Here is a 19,463-nt window from a genome sequence, read left to right on the forward strand (position 1 = left end):
TACACTCAACATTGGACTATAAAACAATAGAGGAATTTGAAAACGAAATGTATGACCAAAAAACAGCGGCTTGAATCTTATCTAATTGTCCATTTTTTTGTTGCAAGTCCAAATGGCTATATAGTCATATAGTCGGATATGATACCTTCTTCTGGAAGAACCACACCATTAAAAACGGGCACTAAATGAAAAATGGGCGCTCTTTGTCATTATTTAAAATAATATAGGCACAAGTTATATTAAATATTAGTGCGGTACAATAAAAATAAGCGCAAACATAATGATTGGGTAAAGAGTGGGCCCAGGGACAAAGATGTTTGAACCTAGGTCATTTGTTTATGAGTTGAATAGCAGGGACCACGGAAATGGAAAATTTGAACCATCTAGCATTTGGATGTAATAATTGGAAAGTCAGATAGTTGTCCTGTGTTGAGGAATGTTTTATATAAGCAGACCATTGCGTTAAAATTGGAATGATTATCCGTATTTTACATAACGTAGATATTGTTTTTAAAATATTTGGTACTTTTTACAGAGTTTTGATTATTTTTATTTTCTGGGGACATTTACTAATTCTCAATCTGTACAGAAACGTGCAATAAGGTGTGCAGGATTTAAAATATCAGTGTTAGTTATTGATTTTCAGTAACATACAATCATATGGATGGTTCAGTCATCCCGACTTACCTTATTTAAGTAAAATCAAAACACTGTTAATCTTATGATTTTCAGTGTTTTGTGTTTTTAGGCATATCTTCAATAACTGAAGTGTTGTTTTCTATTGATTTTCACATGCCACGATTAATAATAGTTGGTTGTTAAGATAAGTCTCGCTGCAGATCATTCAGGGACAAGGATTCTCCTCGTAGAATTCGAAAATAACCCCTAGATGACTTTAAAATGTTATTGGTGGCAGGTAATTTTATTCAAATTGCTATCTTTAAAAACAACTTTAACACAACAATTAGGTACTTAAATGCAGAACAAAAACCCCATAAAATATTTACTTCTTTTATTTTTTTTACCCATACTTCTTTTAGGGCAAAATTTAGCTGTGACTAAAAAAATAAAGCCAGCTTTTAAGGAATACTTTGGACAGCCAAGAGCGTCTATTTTCTTACATACAAATAAAAGTGCATACGTAAATGGGGAGCATATTTGGTTTAAAGGATATCTATACAATAGACTTAAGGGAGTTCCTCTGAAAGAACCTGTGAACTTGTATGTTGGGGTATACGACAACAATGGAGATCAGCTTGCAAAACATCTCTTCATTTGTAAAGAAGGTTATGCAGAAGGGCAAATAGAAATAGATTCTACTTTTAAGCATGGCCAATACTACATGAAGGCCACTACCAGTTGGATGCGGAATTTTGAGGAAGATGATTCTTTTGTACAGCAATTCGCTGTAGTGGGGGAAGAGATTTTGTCTTCTAAAAAAAATGAAAGAATAGGATTTGATGTTCAATTTTTTCCCGAGGGAGGCCATTGGGTAAGCGATGTTCAGAGTGTATTAGGAATAAAGGCATTGGATGAACAAGGAAAATCTGTCGCTGGCCTCAAGGGGGTTATTAGGAATCAAAAGGGCGAAGAAATAACCAGCTTTAGAACTAATCGATTTGGCTTATCTAAGGTTACCATGGTTCCATCTGCTGGAGAAAAATATTCGGCCTTTATTAATTTGAAAAATGGAGAAGTCAAGAGGTTTTCTTTACCGTTGGCCGATAAGTTAGGTTTCACACTTTCCGTAAGAAGTTTAAAAAGTGGCAGGGCAATGATTTTAATAGGCACCAATGCCGAAACAAAAAAACAGATTGGAAGTAAACCCTATAGTATTCTAATCCATAGAGATGGTCTATTGAAGAGTTTGAATGTGGTTTTCGAAAAGGAGGAATTATATGTGTCGCACATACTCGACAAAAGTGAATTTCATGATGGAATGAACATAGTGACTTTAATAGATGATCAGGGAGAACCCATTGCCGAACGACTTCATTTTAATGAAAATGGAACTAAGAAAGTGGAATTGACCGCTTTTGTCGAAAAAGTAGAAAAGGATTCCTTGGTAATTTCAATTTCTGGGTTTGAGAAAGAAAAATCATCCTCTATAAGTGTATCTGTTTTACCAAAAGAAACCAAAGCATATAAGCAAAACGCCAATATTCAAAGCTCTTTTCTACTTAGGCCTTATGTTCGAGGTTTTGTGGAGAATTCGCGTTACTACTTCGACGATGCTATTAAGACACGAAAAACGGATTTGGATTTGTTATTATTAACACAAGGCTGGTCAAAGTACAGTTGGGAAAATATATTCAAGAAACCGCCCCAAAAAAAATATGATTTTAGGACAGGAGTTGATTTATTCGGACAGATAAATTCGGAAATCCCAAAAAATACTGATTTACTTTTCTATGCTGGCAAAAATACTGATCCTACCCTCATCTATCTAAATGAAGAATCTACGAGTTTTAAACTCAAAAATTACTTAATTAATAAGGGAGAAGAACTTAAACTTACTTTATTGAACAAGCGTGGTATTTTGTCTAGACCAAATCTTTTTATAAGGGTAAATACGGGAGAAACCGAGGACAAGGTATATAATCTTGAACCATTTAACATTGTTGAAGAATTAACCAATTTAGGACCAATCCAAGAAAATGATCTACGGGATTTTGTGTTTCCCGAAAATATTGTAAACCTGGATGAAGTGGTGGTAAGTGAAAATCGAAGCGGTAAAAGAATTACTACCCCATTTGTATCTGAAGGTAATCTAAGGGTTGTGACTGAGGAGACAGAGGGACTCTATCCAAGACTGCTAGATATCATCCGCTCCAACGGTTACAATGTTTGGGAGATGCCAAATACGGGTTATGATAGGATACGGATCACAACGAAAAGGGTTGTGTCATTTTCTGCCGTACAACCCTCTCCGATTCTATATATTGATGATGTCCGTTATGCAGATTTCAATGTTTTGATAGATTTCCCCACAACCCGGGTGAAAAGTTATTATATAGATCGCTCTGGGTTCATGGAAGCTGGGGGAGCCGGCGGTGTCATCAGGGTTTATACCAGAAAAGAAGGGGATGTTGGAGCTGCAAGTCCAAACATGAGTAAACCTGACGATAAGTTCTTTACTCATGTCTTGAAAAGAGGATTTACTCCAAAAAAGCAGTATTATACACCCAAATATAAAAGTATGATGAATGATTCTTTTCGTCATTTTGGGACTATACATTGGTCGCCTAATCTATCAATAAATAAAAATGGTGTAGGTAAATTGAAAATATTGGATACTGGACTCAAGGAAATTTCATTGTTCATCGAGGGTATATCTGAAAATGGTTATTTATACTCCGCGAAAACGACTGTTCAGGTATCGGCCAACCAATAAAATTGATCAAGTCTTTGATGCTTTGAGTGAAAGATTCAATATAAAAACATCATTAATTTTTATTCTTAAATGTACTGATTTGTAAGAGGTGTAGAAATTAGAAAATCAGTTCGAAAAACATTATAAAATACTGATATATAATATATTTAGGTGGTTTCTTTCATTCAGTTGTCATAATAAATCATGCTTTTTATTCCCACTTTTGAGCGCACAATTAGGTCTTTCGATAAGTGTCTCATAACAAGGAGGCTTAGATGTGTAATTTATGTTTTACACTAGGGCTTCCTCATAGTAGTTGTTCTATTGTTAATTCTTTCGAATTATTGCTGCTAAAATCTTGGCGTAAATAACAAAACGTGTTTTCCATGTCAGGAATTCCTCAAAATCAATACTAAGGGTATAGGGTAAAAAATTATACCCAATAAAATACCAAGAATGAAAAAGCAGAAAGACATTTTCACCTCTGACATTGCCTTCACTTCCACTATTAAAGCCTTGCAAGAACATTATGATTCAAGAAAGGCATATGCTCGAATGGAAAGTAAAAGAGGGTGGGCAAACGAGCTTTCGCCTCCCATAATCGATTTTGTAGAAAAGCGGGATTCCCTTTATATGGGTACCTCAAATCAAGAGGGACAGCCCTACATCCAACATCGGGGTGGGGCACCGGGCTTTTTGAAGGTCATGGACCCAAAAACATTGGCTTTTGCGGATTTTTCCGGAAACCAACAATATATAAGTGTCGGTAACCTTTCCGAAAACCCACGGTCATTTATGTTCTTGATGGACTACCCCTCAAGGACCCGGGTAAAGATATGGGGCGAGGCCCATGTAGAATTCAAGGATAAAGCACTGATGGAATCCTTGGCAGTGGACGGCTACTCCGCCAATGTAGAGCGTGCCATCATATTCAAAATCAAGGCCGTTGATGTAAACTGCCCACAGCATATCGTCCAGCGATACACCTCGGAGGAGATAGACCAAATGATGACCCCCTTGAAAGAACGTATAACAGAATTGGAAAACGAATTAAATAAATTAAAATGAAAAGAATAGCAATAAACGGGATGGGACGAATTGGTCGGGCATCCCTTAAAGTAATCCTAGAATCCGAGGAATTGTCCCTTGTGGCCATTAATGATATTTTACCCATTGAAAACTTGGCCTACCTCCTTAAGTACGATAGCACTTATGGACCATACCATCGTAATGTCTCGGTCTCAGGGGACACTTTATTGGTGGACGGTATGGAGATTCCCTATTTTCAACAAAGGAACCCTGAGGACCTTCCATGGAAAGATCTTGATGTTGACGTCGTCATTGAAAGTACAGGTATATTTACCCAAAGTGAAGATGCCGCCAAGCATTTGAATGCTGGGGCAAAGACGGTCGTAATTTCCGCCCCGACCAAAAGTCAGGACGTCCCAACCGTGGTTCATGGTGTGAGTTCTTCGTTAGGTGAAACCTCGATTTTTTCATGTGCCAGTTGCACTACGAACAACATTAGCCCCATTGTTGAAATCCTCAGTCGTAGGGTTGGAATCCATAAAGCAATCATGACCACCGTTCATGCCTATACGGCATCCCAAAGTTTAATGGATGGAGCTTCTCCAAAAAACTACCGAATGGGTAGAGCTGCAGCAGACAACTTAGTTCCCACCAGTACTGGGGCGGCAATTGCCACTACCAAGGCATTACCGGAATTTGTGGATAAATTCGATGGTGTGGCCATACGTGTTCCTGCAAAAGTAGGTTCCATATCGGATATGACCTTTGTTACAAAGCGCAAAGTAACTCCAGAGGAAATCAATGAAATTTTAGAAACTGAAGCTTCCACAGAGCGATATCGCGAAGTGCTATCCACGACCCGGGAGCAGTTGGTTTCTTCAGATATTGTCGGAAGTCCCTATGCGTCCATAGCAGACCTGAGTATGACCAGGGTTGTTGATGGCGACCTATTAAAAGTAATGGCCTGGTACGATAATGAATGGGGATTTACCCATCAAATGGTCCGCCTTATCCAAAATTTATAATGTAAAGAGGTCATCGCATTAACCATGAAGTGTACTTACTAATAATTTATACAAGGTAAAATGAAAGTTTTTGAAGCAACAACATTAGCGGAACTTGAATTAAAGAACAGAATCGTAATGGCCCCCATGACAAGGAGCAGGGCCATTGACAACGTCCCCAACAATCTGATGAAGGAATACTATGCACAGCGTTCGGGAGCAGGGCTTATTTTGTCCGAGGCAACCGCTATATCGCCAAATGGTACAGGATATCCTCGAATTCCAGGTGCCTACACGGATGAACAGCTAGAAGGATGGAAAAATATTGTGGAAGGTATACATGCAAAGGGGGGTAAATTTTTCGTCCAGCTTTTCCATACGGGCCGAGTTTCCGCATTATTGAATCTTCCCAAGGGTGCTGAAACCATAGCTCCATCGGTTGTGCCCTTGAGGGAAATGGAGATGTATACAGATGAAGAGGGAATGCAGCCTCATGATATCCCTAGGGAAATGACCACCGATGACATTAAACAAGTACAACAGGAGTATGTTACGGCTTCCATTAAACTAATAGAAGCTGGGATTGACGGGATTGAGGTGCACGGCGCCAATGGCTATCTATTGGAACAATTTTTGGATCCAAAAACAAATCTAAGAAGTGATCAATATGGTGGTGACTATAAAAACAGGGCCCGATTTGTTCTGGAAACCACACAAAAAGTGGTCCAGGCCATAGGTTCGAACAAAGTGGGCATACGTTTCTCCCCTTACGGCGTAGTCAATGGTATGACTGGTGATTACGAGGATATTGTTGAGCTATTTACTTATTTGGCCCAAGAGTTGTCCAAACTTAACATCGCCTATATCCATATTGCCGATCAGCGCACTGCAATGGCAGCTCCGGAATTTGCCACTCAAATTTGGAAGACCATAGGTGAAAATTTTAATGGTTTAATGTTGGGGGGAGGTGATGTAAACACTGCAGAAAAAGCTGAAGAACTTTTGAATGACGGGTATGATCTGGTTTATATTGGAAGACCGTTCATTGCCAATCCAAACTTGATCGAAAAATTAAAGAATAAGGAAGAACTTACTCAGTTGGATCCAGATTTACTTTATTCGCCTGGACCCAAGGGATATACTGACTGGGAATTTTAACAGGAAAGAGAGAATTTCTGTAATCCCCAAAAGCGTTGTGGGATATAAGTATAGATTCCAACAAACCATAAATTATTACTAGCATCTAAGGACAAACCTGTGGACACCCAACTGTGCTCCGCAGGTTATCCATTTCCAAAAATCGCAAATATCATGGCATTAGCACAATCCAACATGATGGAATTAGGGACCAAAGCTCCCGATTTCACACTTTTTGATACCATATCACAAAAACCATTATCGCTATCACAACTGAAGTCAAACGTAGCTACTGTGGTTGTTTTTATATGCAACCACTGTCCTTTTGTTCACCATATCAACCATAAATTAGTAGAAGTAGCCAATGAGTATCAGGTCCAGGGAATCCAGTTTATTGCCATTAGTAGCAACGATGTGGAGTACTTTCCAGAAGATGGGCCAGAACTAATGACTCGTGTCGCCAAGAGCTTGAGCTATTCGTTCCCTTATCTATACGATGAAACCCAAACAGTAGCGAAGGCCTATAAAGCAGAATGTACCCCTGATTTCTTTGTATTTGATAAAGATTTGAAACTGGCCTATAGAGGTCGTTTTGATGAATCGAGGCCAAATATGGGAGTTGCTTCCGGAAGAGAACTAACCAATGCATTGGATGCACTGTTGGACAACAAAGAGGTTGCCAAGGTTCAATATCCAAGTGTTGGATGCAGTATTAAATGGAAGTAAATACAAGGTTTCTTGATTTATACGGTCTGGGTCGACTAGTAAATACTTTAAAGGGTTTATCTTATATAGGTAGGTGTTGTATTCCCCAATCTGAAGTTCTTGCAAGGTCAAAACAAGGCTATTGGTCTTTTTGGCTTATAATGAAAACTAGGAATCATACATAAAAACCGCTATAGCCGACCTGTGGTAGAGGAGTATGGAATGTCGGTATAGCGGTTTTCTTAGTAAATCAAACTAAAATGAGAATCATTAGGGGGTGAAGGTCATGAACTTTTTCATAGTTTGCCAGTTCTTGTTGGCCTGGGCAATATGCTTACTCTTGCCCTCTTTTTCCCATACTTTAACAAAATCACCCTCGGGGTTTACCGTAAACAGATAAAGTTTTCCATCAACAATCCGAAAACTTTCGGGATTCGGACGATATTTACCTCCTAGGGAAACAGCGAAGGCACACCACCCACCATATTGCGGTTGGTACTTCTTGGGATTGTTTTGGAACAGTTTCAACTGTTTTTGATTTACAAAATAATAGCTCAACCCATCATAACTTGCTTTATAAGCCTTTTTACCCGGTTCAGCTTTTCCTTTATCAACATAGGACACGGCACTATACCCCTCCAGGGCAATCATACTATCGTCCGTACTGTAACTATGTGATTGCGCCAACATTGTGCCCATTCCAAATAATAGGACACAGATGGAACCTAATAGACATTTTCGAACTTTGATTGAAATCGTTGTTTTCATAATAAATAGTTTTAATATATTTTAATTTTTGATCAAATTAAGATTCCCGCAAGAGGCAAACTGTGGTAAGTTTGTGGTACTATCTGAAAATTGCTTTTAATTAAAAAAACAAATTGCAGATAAGGGAATTCTGTTTTACATATTGCTATTACTATAAATAGCGTTCGTGTTCGTTAATTTTATAATCATTGATACTCGCATATCTTTTTTGCATAAGCCCGTGTTCGTTAAACTCCCAATTCTCGTTTCCATAGGCTCTATACCACTGCCCCGATCTATTGCGATACTCATACTCGAACCTAACGGCAATTCTGTTATCAGAGTGGGCCCAATATTCTTTCTTAAGTTTATAATCCAGTTCGTTTTCCCATTTGTTTTTGAGGAACTTTTGGATTTCTTCACGTCCATTGATAAAAGTGGAACGATTGCGCCATTCGCTATTCAATGAATATGCCATGGAAATTTTTTGTGGATCTTGGCTGTTCCAAGCATCCTCGGCAAGTTGTATTTTCTCTTTTGCGGTCTCCTCGGTAAAAGGAGGCAACGGTGTTTTTTTTTCAGTCATCATATTAAGATTTATGTTCCTTTTGTTTAGGATATCTGTATTTATAGTATATGGTTAAGCACGCTATACCAAAGCGGCAGAGAACCAATTGTAGATTGAACCAAAAGTTTTGCATTATACATCGTTGTTTAATTCAACCAATGATCATTCAAATAGTGTTTTATCTTTTTGCGTGCTCGGCTCAATGCCACCCAGGTATTCACTTCGTTAATTTCCAGCGTGTCACAGATAGCTTCGGTACTATATCCCTTAATCTTTAGACGCAACACCTGCTCTTCTCTATGACCCAATAGTTCAAGGCCGGAGTTCAATACCTTGTATAGGTCATCAGCATTCTGGAATTCTGTTATTTCGGCATTATCAGGCTTGTTGTTTAGGTTTTCCCAATCATGCCAAGTTGGATAATCGGAGACGCGGAGTGCATTGTGCATCACCTTGCCTTGTCGAGAATAGGCCTTGCGATAATAATCCATGATTTTATGGTTCAAGATCGAAGTAAGCCAAGAGCGTTCGGTGGAATCACCACGGAATCGGGGTGCCGAACGCAAAGCGGCCAAATAGGTCTCTTGTAAAATATCTTCTACCACATCTTCCGGAAGTTTTTTTATGGCCATTGCAAAAAGATAGCTCTTGTAGCGATCGGACCATAATTCGGGATGGAGTTGCACTTTATTTTTAATTGTAGTTTTCATAGTATCAGTTATTGGTTTAATTATGATTTTTTGATATGTGTATTAGACTTTATGACCTTTAATCGATTCAATTTCTGAGGCAATCAATTTTTGGTACTCAGGTCGTTTTTTAAGAAACTTTATTATCTGCGGGTTAGCTGGGATGATTTTAAAATCCCCTCGAAGAGAATATTCCATCACTCGCTCTATCAGCGCATTTCCAACCTCTATCCGGTTAAGGTATTTGCTTATCTCCAGACGCTTTAGGTTTATACAGTGGTCCTTAACCATATCATACTCCAGAGATGCCAATTGGCCATTGATATGGAATTGGAAATAGTTTTTGCCCTCATTGCTTTTAAAGACCAATGGCAATCGATTTATATTGGTATTGTAAAACATAATATTGTTGGTATTTAACTCGTGGTAGAAAATCTAAGATTGGTATTCACCTTAATATCAATTGGTTTAAGGATAGGAGATACGAGATGTACCTCCTATCCATTTCAACTAAACAAACACTAACCAGAACTTATCTTAAAGTTTATATGTCCTTTTTAATTCCAATGGCAGCCCACTATTCTTCTGCAAGAATCTTTCGCGATTCCAGCACTTCTTCCAATTGGCTTGTAGTGTAGACCACACTTGCCATCATTACATAATTTGTTTGCGCTGCCTGATCCCCGTCAAGATGGGGTAGTTTGGCCGAAGCCGTTGCATCTCCTATTACGGCAATCTCAAAACCACATTCCAACAGCTCCCTCATATGTGACTCTACACATAGATTACCGGACATTCCACCGAGGATGACTTTATCAATTTTTTGTTTCCTAAGCTGGAGTACTAAATCGTTGTTCTCCGGACCAAACACCTTATGTGGGCCACAAATGGTTACTTTTTCCTCATCCATGATATATGGCTTATAAGCGGGTAGCCAATCGGCACCAGATCCTTCAAAACCATCAACATTCAGTTGATCACCTCTATCGAACATATTTATGTTGTGCATCAATTTTTCCAAGGTCCCCTCAAACTGCCATCCATGATCATGTTTGTAATAGTAGTGAGGTGAAATAAAGACATGAATACCATTTTCGGCCCCAAGACGAAATAGCGATTCTATATTGTCTACAGTATTATTTTCCATAACACTTTGCCCCACTGCTCCCCAAGCTACTCCATCTGGACTCAAAAAATCATTTTGGGGATCTACGATAACAATTGCTGTGTGTCGATCTATTTCAAAACCGGATATGGGGAGTTGCGCCTCTTTTTTACCTTGATTGGCTTTTTCGGTAGAATTCATAGTTTCCATGTTACTTTTGTTTAAATGTTGATTTACTGCTTAATAACATTGTAAAACTCACAATAAGCACGGACCCATTTTATCTGAAATTTGCCAAAATGTTTTCATTTTGCTGTTTTCTGCCACGACCAAATTGAAAGATTGTAGATTATCCTAAATCAATTTGGTCAACTGAAAACAATTCATGGGGTAGTGTGTAGAAAACTTGGTAAGATTTATTTCGGGAGATTCACTCCAATGAACCAGTTAAATGTGATGGAAAAGATACTGATGTTAAGAGTAGCTGGATATACTAAATAGGTATACCGTTAAAATTGTTGAATATCGATTGATAGCTGTTTTTGGGGGTATCCAAGAATAATTATAAAGACCAATTAATACGTTCTATTTTTTCGTGGTTGGGTCACTTGAAAATTGAAGATATGGCGCGCCTTGCACCTTTCGATTTGGAAAACGAGCTTGAACTTCATCTTGTGGCATCTTTGGATCTACAATAATATCGTCTTTAGGTTTCCAGTTTGCCGGTGTGAGTACTTGATGATCTGCATGCATTTGAAGTGCATCTATTGCCCTTAATATTTCATCAAAATTACGTCCTATGGACATGGGATAGGTAAGATGCAGTTGTATGTATTTATTAGGATCGATTATAAATACTGAACGAACCGTTTTTTTGTCGGAAGCTCCCTTTTGGATCATACCGTATTGTTGAGCTATCGCACCTGTCTCATCTGCGATAATCGGGAAGCGTACGGTCACATTCATGGATTTTTCAATATCTGATTTCCAATCCATATGGGACTCCAAACTATCTATGCTCAACGCAATGGCTTTCATGTTGCGTTCTATAAATTCCTTTTCCAATTGGGCTACCATGCCCAGTTCGGTGGTACAAACTGGAGTGTAATCCTCTGGGTGGGAAAAAAGTAAGCCCCATGAGTCTCCGAGCCAATCATGAAATCCGATTTTACCCTCAGTTGTAGCGGCCTTAAAATCGGGAGCCAAACTTCCAATCCCTAAAATCATTTGCAAACACTTGATTATAAAGGCAAAATAGAAATAATTATTCAAATTACTCTATATTTAAAGGGTTAATTCTAACATTGCCCATCATGACCCGCCAGATCCGTTCGATAATTGTGGATGACGAACAGCGACATCACGATATTCTTGGAAAAATGCTTGAAACATTTTGTCCCAATATTGAGCTTGTTGGGGATGCTTTCTCCGTGGATGAAGCCGTTGCCCTGATTCAATCTGAGCAACCAGAACTGGTGTTTTTGGATATTGAAATGCCTGAGGGTAATGGGTTTACACTCTTTGACCATTTTGAGGAACCTGCTTTTGAAGTGATTTTTACTACAGCACATGACCTTTATGCAATCAATGCCATAAAATATGCTGCTTTGGATTATCTGTTAAAACCCATCAACATTCAAGAACTTAAAAATGCCGTAGCACGTGCCGGAAAAATATTGGCGAAGTTGGCACCGTCAAGAGAGGAAGAATATCAAGTTTTACGAGAGAACACCAAATTACAAGATCGAAATTATACCAAAATTGCATTAAGGTCTTCGGAAGGAATCGATTTTGTGGAAGCCAATCGTCTGCTCCGGGTAGAAGCCAATCATGTGTATTCCAACTTTTACCTTGATAATGGCAAAATGATTATGGTATCAAAACCTTTGGGCGACTTTGAACCCTTATTGGAATCGTTCAATTTTTTCCGGGTACACAAATCACACATGGTGAACCTCGATCATGTTGAAAAATATGTCAAGGGCAAAGGTGGATATCTAGTACTTAAGGATGGATCGCATGTGGATGTATCCGTCAGAAAAAAAGAAGCGCTATTAAAAAAGTTAGTGTAAATCGTTGGGAAAGCAAAGAGTTACCTGCGTGCCAGCAGGTTCATTTTCTTCCTCCAAATCCTCAATGGCAACACTGAACACATCCACTCCGAACTCCATGTTCAATAACTCAAGTCGTGCTTCAATATTTGACATAGCGATAGAATGGTGGTGATTCTCAGAAATAGCAGATGCAAGTGCCCTTCCAATACCATTGTCCTTTATAGAACAAAAAATGGATTTCTCTGTTTCCCAGACCTTTAATACAAGTCGACCCGGCCTAGTAGACTTTCGAAGACCATGAATAATGGCGTTTTCCAAATATGGCTGCATGAGCATCGGCGGAATCATTATATTTTCAGGAGTATCTATATCGACGTCAACTTCATAGTCGAACACATTGTTAAAACGTGTTCTTTCAAGTTTTAAATAGGTATCCAAAAACTGGAGTTCTTTGGATAGGGTAATATGGGGAAGCATTGAATTCTCTAAATTCTGTCTCATAAGGCCGGCAAATTCCGAAAGGTAATTCAGTACTTTTTCTGTTTCGTTTGCCAAAACAAATTCCTGTATGGATGAAAGGGAATTGAAAATAAAGTGAGGGTTCATTTGTGAAGACAACATTTTCATCCGAGCTCTTAGGGCTTCTTGTTTTTGCTGATGTATTTCATTTTGGTGAAATCGAGAAGCGGATATCACTGACTGGACCCTGGCCTTTAAGATTTCATGATGTATCGGTTTTTTAATATAATCGCTCGCACCAAGATCAAAACATTTCGCTAGGGTTTCATCCTCTTCCTCTGCACTAATTATAATCACTGGAAGAGCTTTATAAGTAGGGTCGGATTTTATTTGTTTGAGCAATTCAAAGCCGCTTATTCCGGGAAGGTTGATATCCAATAGGACTAAATCAAATTTTTGACTTGACAATCGTCGGAACAGAAACTGACCTTTTGGAATAAATGAAATATGATAACCGACTTGGGCCAAAACATGGTTGACCAGTTCCAGGACCTGTCGATTGTCATCTACGACGAGGATAGACGTGTCTTTATACATTCAATGTGTCCGTTAAAAATTCTTGCAAAGCCACTTCATCACCTGTATAAATGGCATCCTCCAATTTATTTAAAGCAGCAGAAGGTAATATTTCACTCAGCGTTGCTGCAACCTCGGCCAATTTCTCTGTTTCAAAAATTGGTAGTTTTTGAATGGCCTCAAGAGCACGTGCTCTTTGATGTAATTGCTGATCATCAAGAGTGTTTCCTGTTTTTATCATTTGTACGGATGCATCGGGAAGGAACTGTTTCAATAGCCCAACTAGCCTTGGTACATGGACCGGTTTTGTGAGATATGCTGAAAACCCTGCTTTTATTGCGGCTTCTTGGTGCTCCTTGAAGGCATCTGCCGATAACCCTATAACCGGTACTTCTAAATTAAACTTTTGAATCAATTTAAGTGTTTCGAAACCATCTATCTCTGGCATATGAATGTCCATAAAGATGATGTCGGGGTTGTAACGCTTAGCTAAAGAAACACCTTCCCTACCATTACTTGCCAATAGGATTTCGGCGCCCAATTCTGAAAATAAGGCCCTAATCATTTCTTGGTTCATTGGATGGTCTTCAACCACCAAGATTTTACTGTTCTTAGGTATTCGATAGTTGGCCAACAAAGCTTCTGGATTGTCCGATTGCAAAGGAGCGGCCGATTCGTAAGGTATTTGTATGGTAAAACATGTTCCTTTACCTTCCTTGCTTTCAACTGTTAGCTTTCCTTTTAGGATATCCACCAAACTTTTGGTAATTGCCAATCCAAGACCAGTTCCTCCATATTTTCTGTCCATTCCTGCATCTGACTGTGTAAAGGGCTCAAAAATTCGTTCTAAATCAGCAGTTGGGATTCCGATTCCTTCATCTGTAACCTTAAAAATCAAAAAGCCATCTTTTGCACTTAAATCCAATAGTACATTATGTGATGCGGGTGTAAATTTTACAGCATTTCCAACAATATTCATTAGAATCTGTTTGATTTTACCTCTGTCCGAACGAACATATCTTGGTGTGCCCTGGGATAGGCCATATATTACTTTTACTTCTTTGGATTTTGCAAGGCTATTCTGAATCCGGTAAACTGAAAAGAACAATTGTCTCAGATCCATATCTTCGACCACAAGCGCCGTTTTTCCGGCTTCTATCTTGGACAAGTCTAAAATATCCCTGATAATTTCAGAAAGGGATTCCGCACTTTGATAGATGTTGTTCAAATATCTACGGAAGGAGTTTGTGAGATTCAGCGCTTTACTTTGGTTGGTAAGAATCTGTGAAAAACCAACTATAGCATTTAGAGGGGTACGAATTTCATGACTCATATTTGCCAAAAATTGGGATTTTGCCTTATTGGCGTTATCCGCATCATTTTTGGCAAAGATCAGGTCTCTTTCCGCTTCTTTTCTCATCTCAATTTCATGTCGCAGGTGTTGTGTTCGGTTCTTGATTTTTTCTTCCAGCGCTTGGTTAAGTTTTGCAAGTTCTTTTTGAGAGGTGGCCAGCTCATTGTTCAAAGTGATTGCTTGTTCGTAAAGCGTTGAATTTGCAATGGAAATGGCTGCTTGGGAAGCAATTATACGAAACACCTCCAATCCACCTTCTGTGAACATTCCTGTCATTTGGCTGTTGGCAACATATAAAACTCCAACAAGATCGCGCTGTTTGATAAGAGGAAGTAACAGTAATGAACCTGAAGTATCGGATAATGAATCTTCTACATTGGCGAAATATTCCGTTAAATTATCGATGCATAATTCCTTTTTACTTACGGCCACATGTTCAATAAGGTTTATAGGCAATGTGGAGCATTCATCCAACTTACACTCTGTAAATTGCTCTTTAGAAGGATTGGTCAAATCAATTAACGCTGTCACGTTCAACTCCGAATCATTCAATAAAATAAGTGCCCCTTTATCAGCTCCAGCATTCTCCATTACAATCTGCAACAAGTTTTCGACGAGACGGTCCCGATTAACTTCGGCAGATATGGTTTGTGTTGCCTTTATCAGGCTTTGGAAGTCAAAACCTTTAAACTTGTTGGCATAGCTTCCGGAGGCATCTTCAAATTTCACATTCGAGACTTTACCATCGCTATTCACGCCCCATGTTGCATAGGTTTTGTTAGCTTCATGTTTAAGTGCCTGTTTTAAAAATCCAAAACTTTCTTGTGGCAAAGTTTTTTGCAGTAAATCAGCAACCATAGCCCTAACGGCTACTAGCTTTCCTTTTTCTGTCCATCCAAGAATTTTTTCAACCTTATCCGCAACATTTTCAAAATTTTGTGATTTACAAGCCAGTAATAATTCCACCATTTCATATTCTGCCCTGAAATTTTGAGGTGCAGTTTCTGCCCAATCCTTCAAATATTCCTGTCTGGCGATTACGCGTTCGAAAACCTCATTTTGAGGATTCTCCTGAACCATGAGATCACAAACGGACTGTATGATTTGATACCTAAAATATTGTGGTTCTGAATTTGAATATTGCAGATCACTTTGATGTTGTTTGAAGTATTTCAATGCCTTTGCATAATTTCCTTGAATACAATAGACCCACCCTGAAAATATGTGATAGCTTGCTTTCGAAGCTTTACAATTATTTTCCTCCAATAGCTGCAAAGCCAGTTGGTCATTCTGATTTATTTCTTCAGCATTGTCACCGGACAATCTGCGGGCAATAGATCTCATTAAATTCAATTGAGCTTCAAATACGCTATTATTATGGATATTGCCTGACTCCAAGGTTTCATTACAAAATCTAAGAAGGCCCAACAACTCCTCTCCTGAAAGTAATTGATTTCTAATCTTGGCATATAATAAATTACTGGTTCCCAAGGCGTCACCTCTGTCGATACAATATTCAATTCCTTGCTCCAATTGGTTTTCCAGTGTTTCATAGGTTTCCTTGAATGGGCCCATTGAAATGTGGTAAACGGACAATGTTTTGGAGTAATATTTGTCCGATTCATTGGATTCCAACAATTCCAATCCCAAAGAGGCCAATTCGATCCCTGTTCCAAAGGCATTAAATCTATTGCATAAAACTGAACCTAAATGGACAAGGACAAATGGAGATGATTCGGTAAAGCCCGATTGAAACATTAGACGCCCCAATCTTAGAAGTATATAGGTATACAGGTTCTGATTTGTGCGATGAGCAGAGGTGCACATGTTTACCATAACGTCCATCGTATACTCGTTTGTTTCCGAAGGAGCAGTTTTCTTTGTTGTAACTTTTTCTAAGTTAGCCGGTAAGGATTTACAGAACTTCTCATATTTCCGGTCGATTTTCTCCGTGGTCGATGAAAATTCCAAAGGGACTCCCAATTCGGTCAGAGCCCTCATCCCTTCATTGGTGTTTTCTTCATAAAGCGAATACGCCTCAAAGAATTTTAGGTTCAGAAGGTAAACTTCACAACGTTCCTTTAGGTTGGAGGCGTTTTTTAAAGCCTTTTCAGCAAATGACTTACCTTCATCTATGTTTCTCAAAAGGTAAGCCGCCTTGGCCAAATCAAAAAGCACTTCGTATTTAAAGGTTTTCAAATTAAACCTTTCCTGTAATTTCATTGCGAAACTTAAGTACTGATGAGCTGTGGAGGGGGAGTTTGAATTGTTTGCCAGTTGACCTGCTTGTAAGACATGAACAAGGGCTTTGGCGACCGTTTTCCCATCAATGAGTTCATAAGAACTAATTAGATGGGCTACAAATTGATTTAACTCTATAGAGCTATGGATCTTGCCGCTTTTCAAATGAAACTGTGCTATTTTATAATGTAGCATTTCAGGAGAGACTTCAAACCCTGGAATATTAAGTTTCAAAGCGGCCTGTTTTATTTGGTTGTGATTAAATACATAGGAAGCAAGGGTTGAATCTAATTTGGATATTTGACCAGCTTCGCTCAATAACTCCAAAAGAAGAACTACAATTTTTTCCGGAAACCCACAGACAGAGGCCAATAGTGGTATATTGAAATTGCCATTATCATAGGCCGCTACCTTAAGCAGCACTTGTGCTTGATAGGATTGTAGCAAGAGTTTTCTTTCGTAAATGGCCAGTACATTTTCTGCCACTTCCTGTCGTTTTACCCGTTCAAGGCTAAATTGCCACTTGTGGGCACTACTATCATAGGTAAGTACCTTATCTTCTTGCATAGCATGAAGAAAATGCCCAATATAATAAGGGTTACCATTTGTTTTTTTGTGGACCAGACCAGCCAAATCACGAATTTTATTTCTTTCTTCGGACAAGGCATCTGACACCATCTGTTCTGTGGCACCTTCGCTCAAGGGTTGTAGACGTATAATCGGAGCATTCTTTTTGGCCTTCCGCAAGGAGCGTTGGAACTGACGTAGGGGATGTTCTTCCGACATACCATCTGGATTATAGGACAAAACAAACATCACTCTTGATATGGGCGCATGAACCAAATGTTCAATTACTTTCAAGGACGAAATATCGCACCATTGCACATCGTCGATAAACAAAACCCTTTTCAATCCAATACTATCAAGCGTACGACAGTATCGGGCAAAAAGGTTTACAAAACGATCTCCTGTCTCCAAAGGATCCAAAGTCTCAGGTTCGGGAAGATTTCCAGTGAGTTCCTTTAAATCCGGGACTACCTTAAAAAGTGCTGAGAAATCAGCCCCTAACCCAGATTCGAAAATATTCCTGATTTCTGCATGACTTTTACCAGATTTCAGTAAAATCCGCTGAGCTATATTTTTAAAGGCTTTTTGGAACGCCCTGTAGGGAGTAGGTTGCGATTTCTCAAAAGCCCCTGTGGAGAAAAGAACATCCGGTTCAGAAATACCAGACTCAAAGGTCTTGCCCAAGGAGGTTTTGCCTATGCCACCTGTTCCTTCTACAAATGCAACTACAAATGCTCCTTCACGTATGTCGTGGTAAATATCCATTAATTTTTTTAGGGCCTCCTCCCTTTCAAGTAGGGCATCGGGTATATTGATTACACCAGGAGTATAATCAACGCTCTTTAAAGAAAACTCGCTAAAATTTCCAAGGCTGAACTGTGATTTCAAATCCTTTAAATCTTTCAAAACACCATGTATGGATTGGTATCGATTTTCTGGCTTTTTCTCGAGAAGGGCGTTGATTATTTGGTGAATGCCTGTATGTTTCCAAAGGGAGTTTATGGTATCTTCATTATACGGCTCTGTTAAATGTTTATGGAGCACTTCTTGTTTGTCTGTTGCTTTTATGAAATGTTCTCCGTAGAGCCAATAGTGTAATAACGCTCCAAGACCGTAAATATCTGCACGTTGATCGGGTTTTTGGTTACTTCGCTTACTAAATTCGGGTGCAATAAAATAGAAATCGTTGTCCTGGTAATGGGCCAAGTCGCTTTTAGCATACTCTTTTTGAAATAAACCAAGCCCCGTAATAATCAAACGTCCATCGGCATCCACCATGAAACGTTTGCTTTGCAACACACCAAAACAATGATTGGCTTCGTGTACCTCCAAAATAGCTTTGGTCAATACAATGGAACGGTTCAAAAAACCAATAAATTCGGTTTCTGTCTTTGGTGTTACTGGAAAACTTTTGCTTGGAACAGGTATTTGATATACGACTCGCTTTGTATTTAAGGATTGTATTTCCTTAATAGAAATGTTTTTATAAAAGTTTGTCTTGGACAGCCTCTGCAACAATGAAGCCTTTACTTCGGTGGAGTTGCTCTCTTCAATGAGACGACCCATATCTGGGTGTAAACTCAACTCAATGTCTACATCTTTAATTCTTATCCGATTCATTGGGTACGTATTGGACTACAATTTACTCATTTCTATGAGATTAACTGAAACGATAAGAAGGTGAACTGTCACGTTAAGAAGAATAACTCTATTGGAGGAAGTGATAATAGGAACTTATATCCATAAAAATGGCCAAAACGGGTGCACTGGTAAGAAAACTGTCACCACTTAGAAACTCTCACTAGCAATGTGAAAAGTCCGTCATTACTTTTGGCTTGTAACTGATGGACGATCC

At 38.9% G+C, this 19,463-nt stretch carries 14 protein-coding genes; 6 read left to right on the forward strand and 8 right to left on the reverse strand.

Features of this window, described 5'->3' with window-relative positions; all coding sequences use genetic code 11:
- Nucleotides 1-1,054 precede the first annotated feature (1,054 nt).
- The 5 genes from D2V08_RS09880 (at nucleotide 1,055) to D2V08_RS09900 (ending at nucleotide 7,269) form a co-directional block, all read left to right on the forward strand.
- The gene (locus D2V08_RS09880) at nucleotides 1,055-3,394 is read left to right on the forward strand and encodes a hypothetical protein (protein ID WP_147374086.1); all 2,340 of its coding nucleotides are present in this window, start codon (nucleotides 1,055-1,057) and stop codon (nucleotides 3,392-3,394) included.
- Nucleotides 3,395-3,829: 435 nt separating this feature from the next.
- Nucleotides 3,830-4,441, forward strand: a complete 612-nt coding sequence (locus D2V08_RS09885) for a pyridoxamine 5'-phosphate oxidase family protein (RefSeq protein ID WP_119607979.1) — start codon at nucleotides 3,830-3,832, stop codon at nucleotides 4,439-4,441.
- Nucleotides 4,438-5,427 (forward strand): type I glyceraldehyde-3-phosphate dehydrogenase, encoded by a 990-nt coding sequence (gap, locus tag D2V08_RS09890; RefSeq protein ID WP_119607981.1) that lies wholly within the window; start codon nucleotides 4,438-4,440, stop codon nucleotides 5,425-5,427. The genes D2V08_RS09885 and gap overlap by 4 nt, the downstream gene beginning before the upstream one ends.
- A 60-nt stretch (nucleotides 5,428-5,487) precedes the next feature.
- The gene (locus D2V08_RS09895) at nucleotides 5,488-6,564 is read left to right on the forward strand and encodes an alkene reductase (protein ID WP_119607983.1); all 1,077 of its coding nucleotides are present in this window, start codon (nucleotides 5,488-5,490) and stop codon (nucleotides 6,562-6,564) included.
- A 153-nt stretch (nucleotides 6,565-6,717) separates the two neighbouring features.
- A complete protein-coding gene (locus tag D2V08_RS09900; RefSeq protein ID WP_119607985.1) occupies nucleotides 6,718-7,269 on the forward strand; it encodes a thioredoxin family protein in 552 nt (183 codons plus the stop codon).
- A gap of 249 nt (nucleotides 7,270-7,518) precedes the next feature.
- Here the strand turns inward: D2V08_RS09900 and D2V08_RS09905 are convergent, their stop codons facing one another.
- From D2V08_RS09905 to D2V08_RS09930, 6 genes are all read right to left on the reverse strand, one after another.
- On the reverse strand, nucleotides 7,519-8,016 hold the full coding sequence (locus D2V08_RS09905) for a YHS domain-containing (seleno)protein (protein WP_147374087.1): 498 nt from the start codon (nucleotides 8,014-8,016) through the stop codon (nucleotides 7,519-7,521).
- 151 nt (nucleotides 8,017-8,167) lie between these two features.
- Nucleotides 8,168-8,581, reverse strand: a complete 414-nt coding sequence (locus D2V08_RS09910) for a nuclear transport factor 2 family protein (RefSeq protein ID WP_119607988.1) — start codon at nucleotides 8,579-8,581, stop codon at nucleotides 8,168-8,170.
- A gap of 128 nt (nucleotides 8,582-8,709) precedes the next feature.
- Nucleotides 8,710-9,273, reverse strand: a complete 564-nt coding sequence (locus D2V08_RS09915) for an RNA polymerase sigma factor (protein WP_119607990.1) — start codon at nucleotides 9,271-9,273, stop codon at nucleotides 8,710-8,712.
- Nucleotides 9,274-9,315: 42 nt separating this feature from the next.
- Complete coding sequence (locus D2V08_RS09920) at nucleotides 9,316-9,654, reverse strand: GNAT family N-acetyltransferase (protein ID WP_119607992.1); 339 nt, start codon at nucleotides 9,652-9,654, stop codon at nucleotides 9,316-9,318.
- A gap of 175 nt (nucleotides 9,655-9,829) precedes the next feature.
- Nucleotides 9,830-10,567 carry a cysteine hydrolase family protein gene (locus D2V08_RS09925; protein WP_313790103.1) on the reverse strand — a complete coding sequence of 246 codons (738 nt, stop codon included), beginning with the start codon at nucleotides 10,565-10,567 and terminating at the stop codon, nucleotides 9,830-9,832.
- Nucleotides 10,568-10,942: 375 nt separating this feature from the next.
- A complete protein-coding gene (locus tag D2V08_RS09930; protein WP_119607996.1) occupies nucleotides 10,943-11,584 on the reverse strand; it encodes a peroxiredoxin in 642 nt (213 codons plus the stop codon).
- An 86-nt stretch (nucleotides 11,585-11,670) separates the two neighbouring features.
- On the opposite strand from D2V08_RS09930, the gene D2V08_RS09935 reads away from it, so the two are divergent.
- Entirely contained in the window at nucleotides 11,671-12,429 is a 759-nt protein-coding gene (locus D2V08_RS09935; RefSeq protein ID WP_119607998.1) for a LytR/AlgR family response regulator transcription factor, read from the forward strand.
- Here D2V08_RS09935 and D2V08_RS09940 read toward each other — a convergent pair.
- Both D2V08_RS09940 and D2V08_RS09945 read right to left on the reverse strand, forming a co-directional pair.
- Nucleotides 12,421-13,467, reverse strand: coding sequence for a response regulator (locus D2V08_RS09940; protein ID WP_119607999.1), 1,047 nt, complete (start codon nucleotides 13,465-13,467; stop codon nucleotides 12,421-12,423). The genes D2V08_RS09935 and D2V08_RS09940 overlap by 9 nt on opposite strands.
- A complete protein-coding gene (locus tag D2V08_RS09945; RefSeq protein ID WP_119608001.1) occupies nucleotides 13,460-19,228 on the reverse strand; it encodes an ATP-binding protein in 5,769 nt (1,922 codons plus the stop codon). Before D2V08_RS09945 ends, D2V08_RS09940 begins: the two co-directional genes overlap by 8 nt.
- Nucleotides 19,229-19,463: the final 235 nt, after the last annotated feature.

Origin of the sequence: Flagellimonas lutimaris, assembly GCF_003581615.1 — a bacterium.
Lineage (GTDB): Bacteria > Bacteroidota > Bacteroidia > Flavobacteriales > Flavobacteriaceae > Flagellimonas > Flagellimonas lutimaris.

Excerpts from the sequence above, each read along its gene's own strand:
- D2V08_RS09885 (WP_119607979.1), top strand. The coding sequence starts at position 3,830 with ATGAAAAAGCAGAAAGACATTTTCACCTCTGACATTGCCTTCACTTCC.
- gap (WP_119607981.1), top strand. The coding sequence starts at position 4,438 with ATGAAAAGAATAGCAATAAACGGGATGGGACGAATTGGTCGGGCATCC.
- D2V08_RS09895 (WP_119607983.1), top strand. The coding sequence starts at position 5,488 with ATGAAAGTTTTTGAAGCAACAACATTAGCGGAACTTGAATTAAAGAAC.
- D2V08_RS09925 (WP_313790103.1), bottom strand. The coding sequence starts at position 10,567 with ATGGAAACTATGAATTCTACCGAAAAAGCCAATCAAGGTAAAAAAGAG.
- D2V08_RS09915 (WP_119607990.1), bottom strand. The coding sequence starts at position 9,273 with ATGAAAACTACAATTAAAAATAAAGTGCAACTCCATCCCGAATTATGG.
- D2V08_RS09930 (WP_119607996.1), bottom strand. The coding sequence starts at position 11,584 with ATGATTTTAGGGATTGGAAGTTTGGCTCCCGATTTTAAGGCCGCTACA.
- D2V08_RS09945 (WP_119608001.1), bottom strand. The coding sequence starts at position 19,228 with ATGAATCGGATAAGAATTAAAGATGTAGACATTGAGTTGAGTTTACAC.
- D2V08_RS09905 (WP_147374087.1), bottom strand. The coding sequence starts at position 8,016 with ATGAAAACAACGATTTCAATCAAAGTTCGAAAATGTCTATTAGGTTCC.
- D2V08_RS09935 (WP_119607998.1), top strand. The coding sequence starts at position 11,671 with ATGACCCGCCAGATCCGTTCGATAATTGTGGATGACGAACAGCGACAT.
- D2V08_RS09920 (WP_119607992.1), bottom strand. The coding sequence starts at position 9,654 with ATGTTTTACAATACCAATATAAATCGATTGCCATTGGTCTTTAAAAGC.
- D2V08_RS09910 (WP_119607988.1), bottom strand. The coding sequence starts at position 8,581 with ATGACTGAAAAAAAAACACCGTTGCCTCCTTTTACCGAGGAGACCGCA.
- D2V08_RS09900 (WP_119607985.1), top strand. The coding sequence starts at position 6,718 with ATGGCATTAGCACAATCCAACATGATGGAATTAGGGACCAAAGCTCCC.
- D2V08_RS09940 (WP_119607999.1), bottom strand. The coding sequence starts at position 13,467 with ATGTATAAAGACACGTCTATCCTCGTCGTAGATGACAATCGACAGGTC.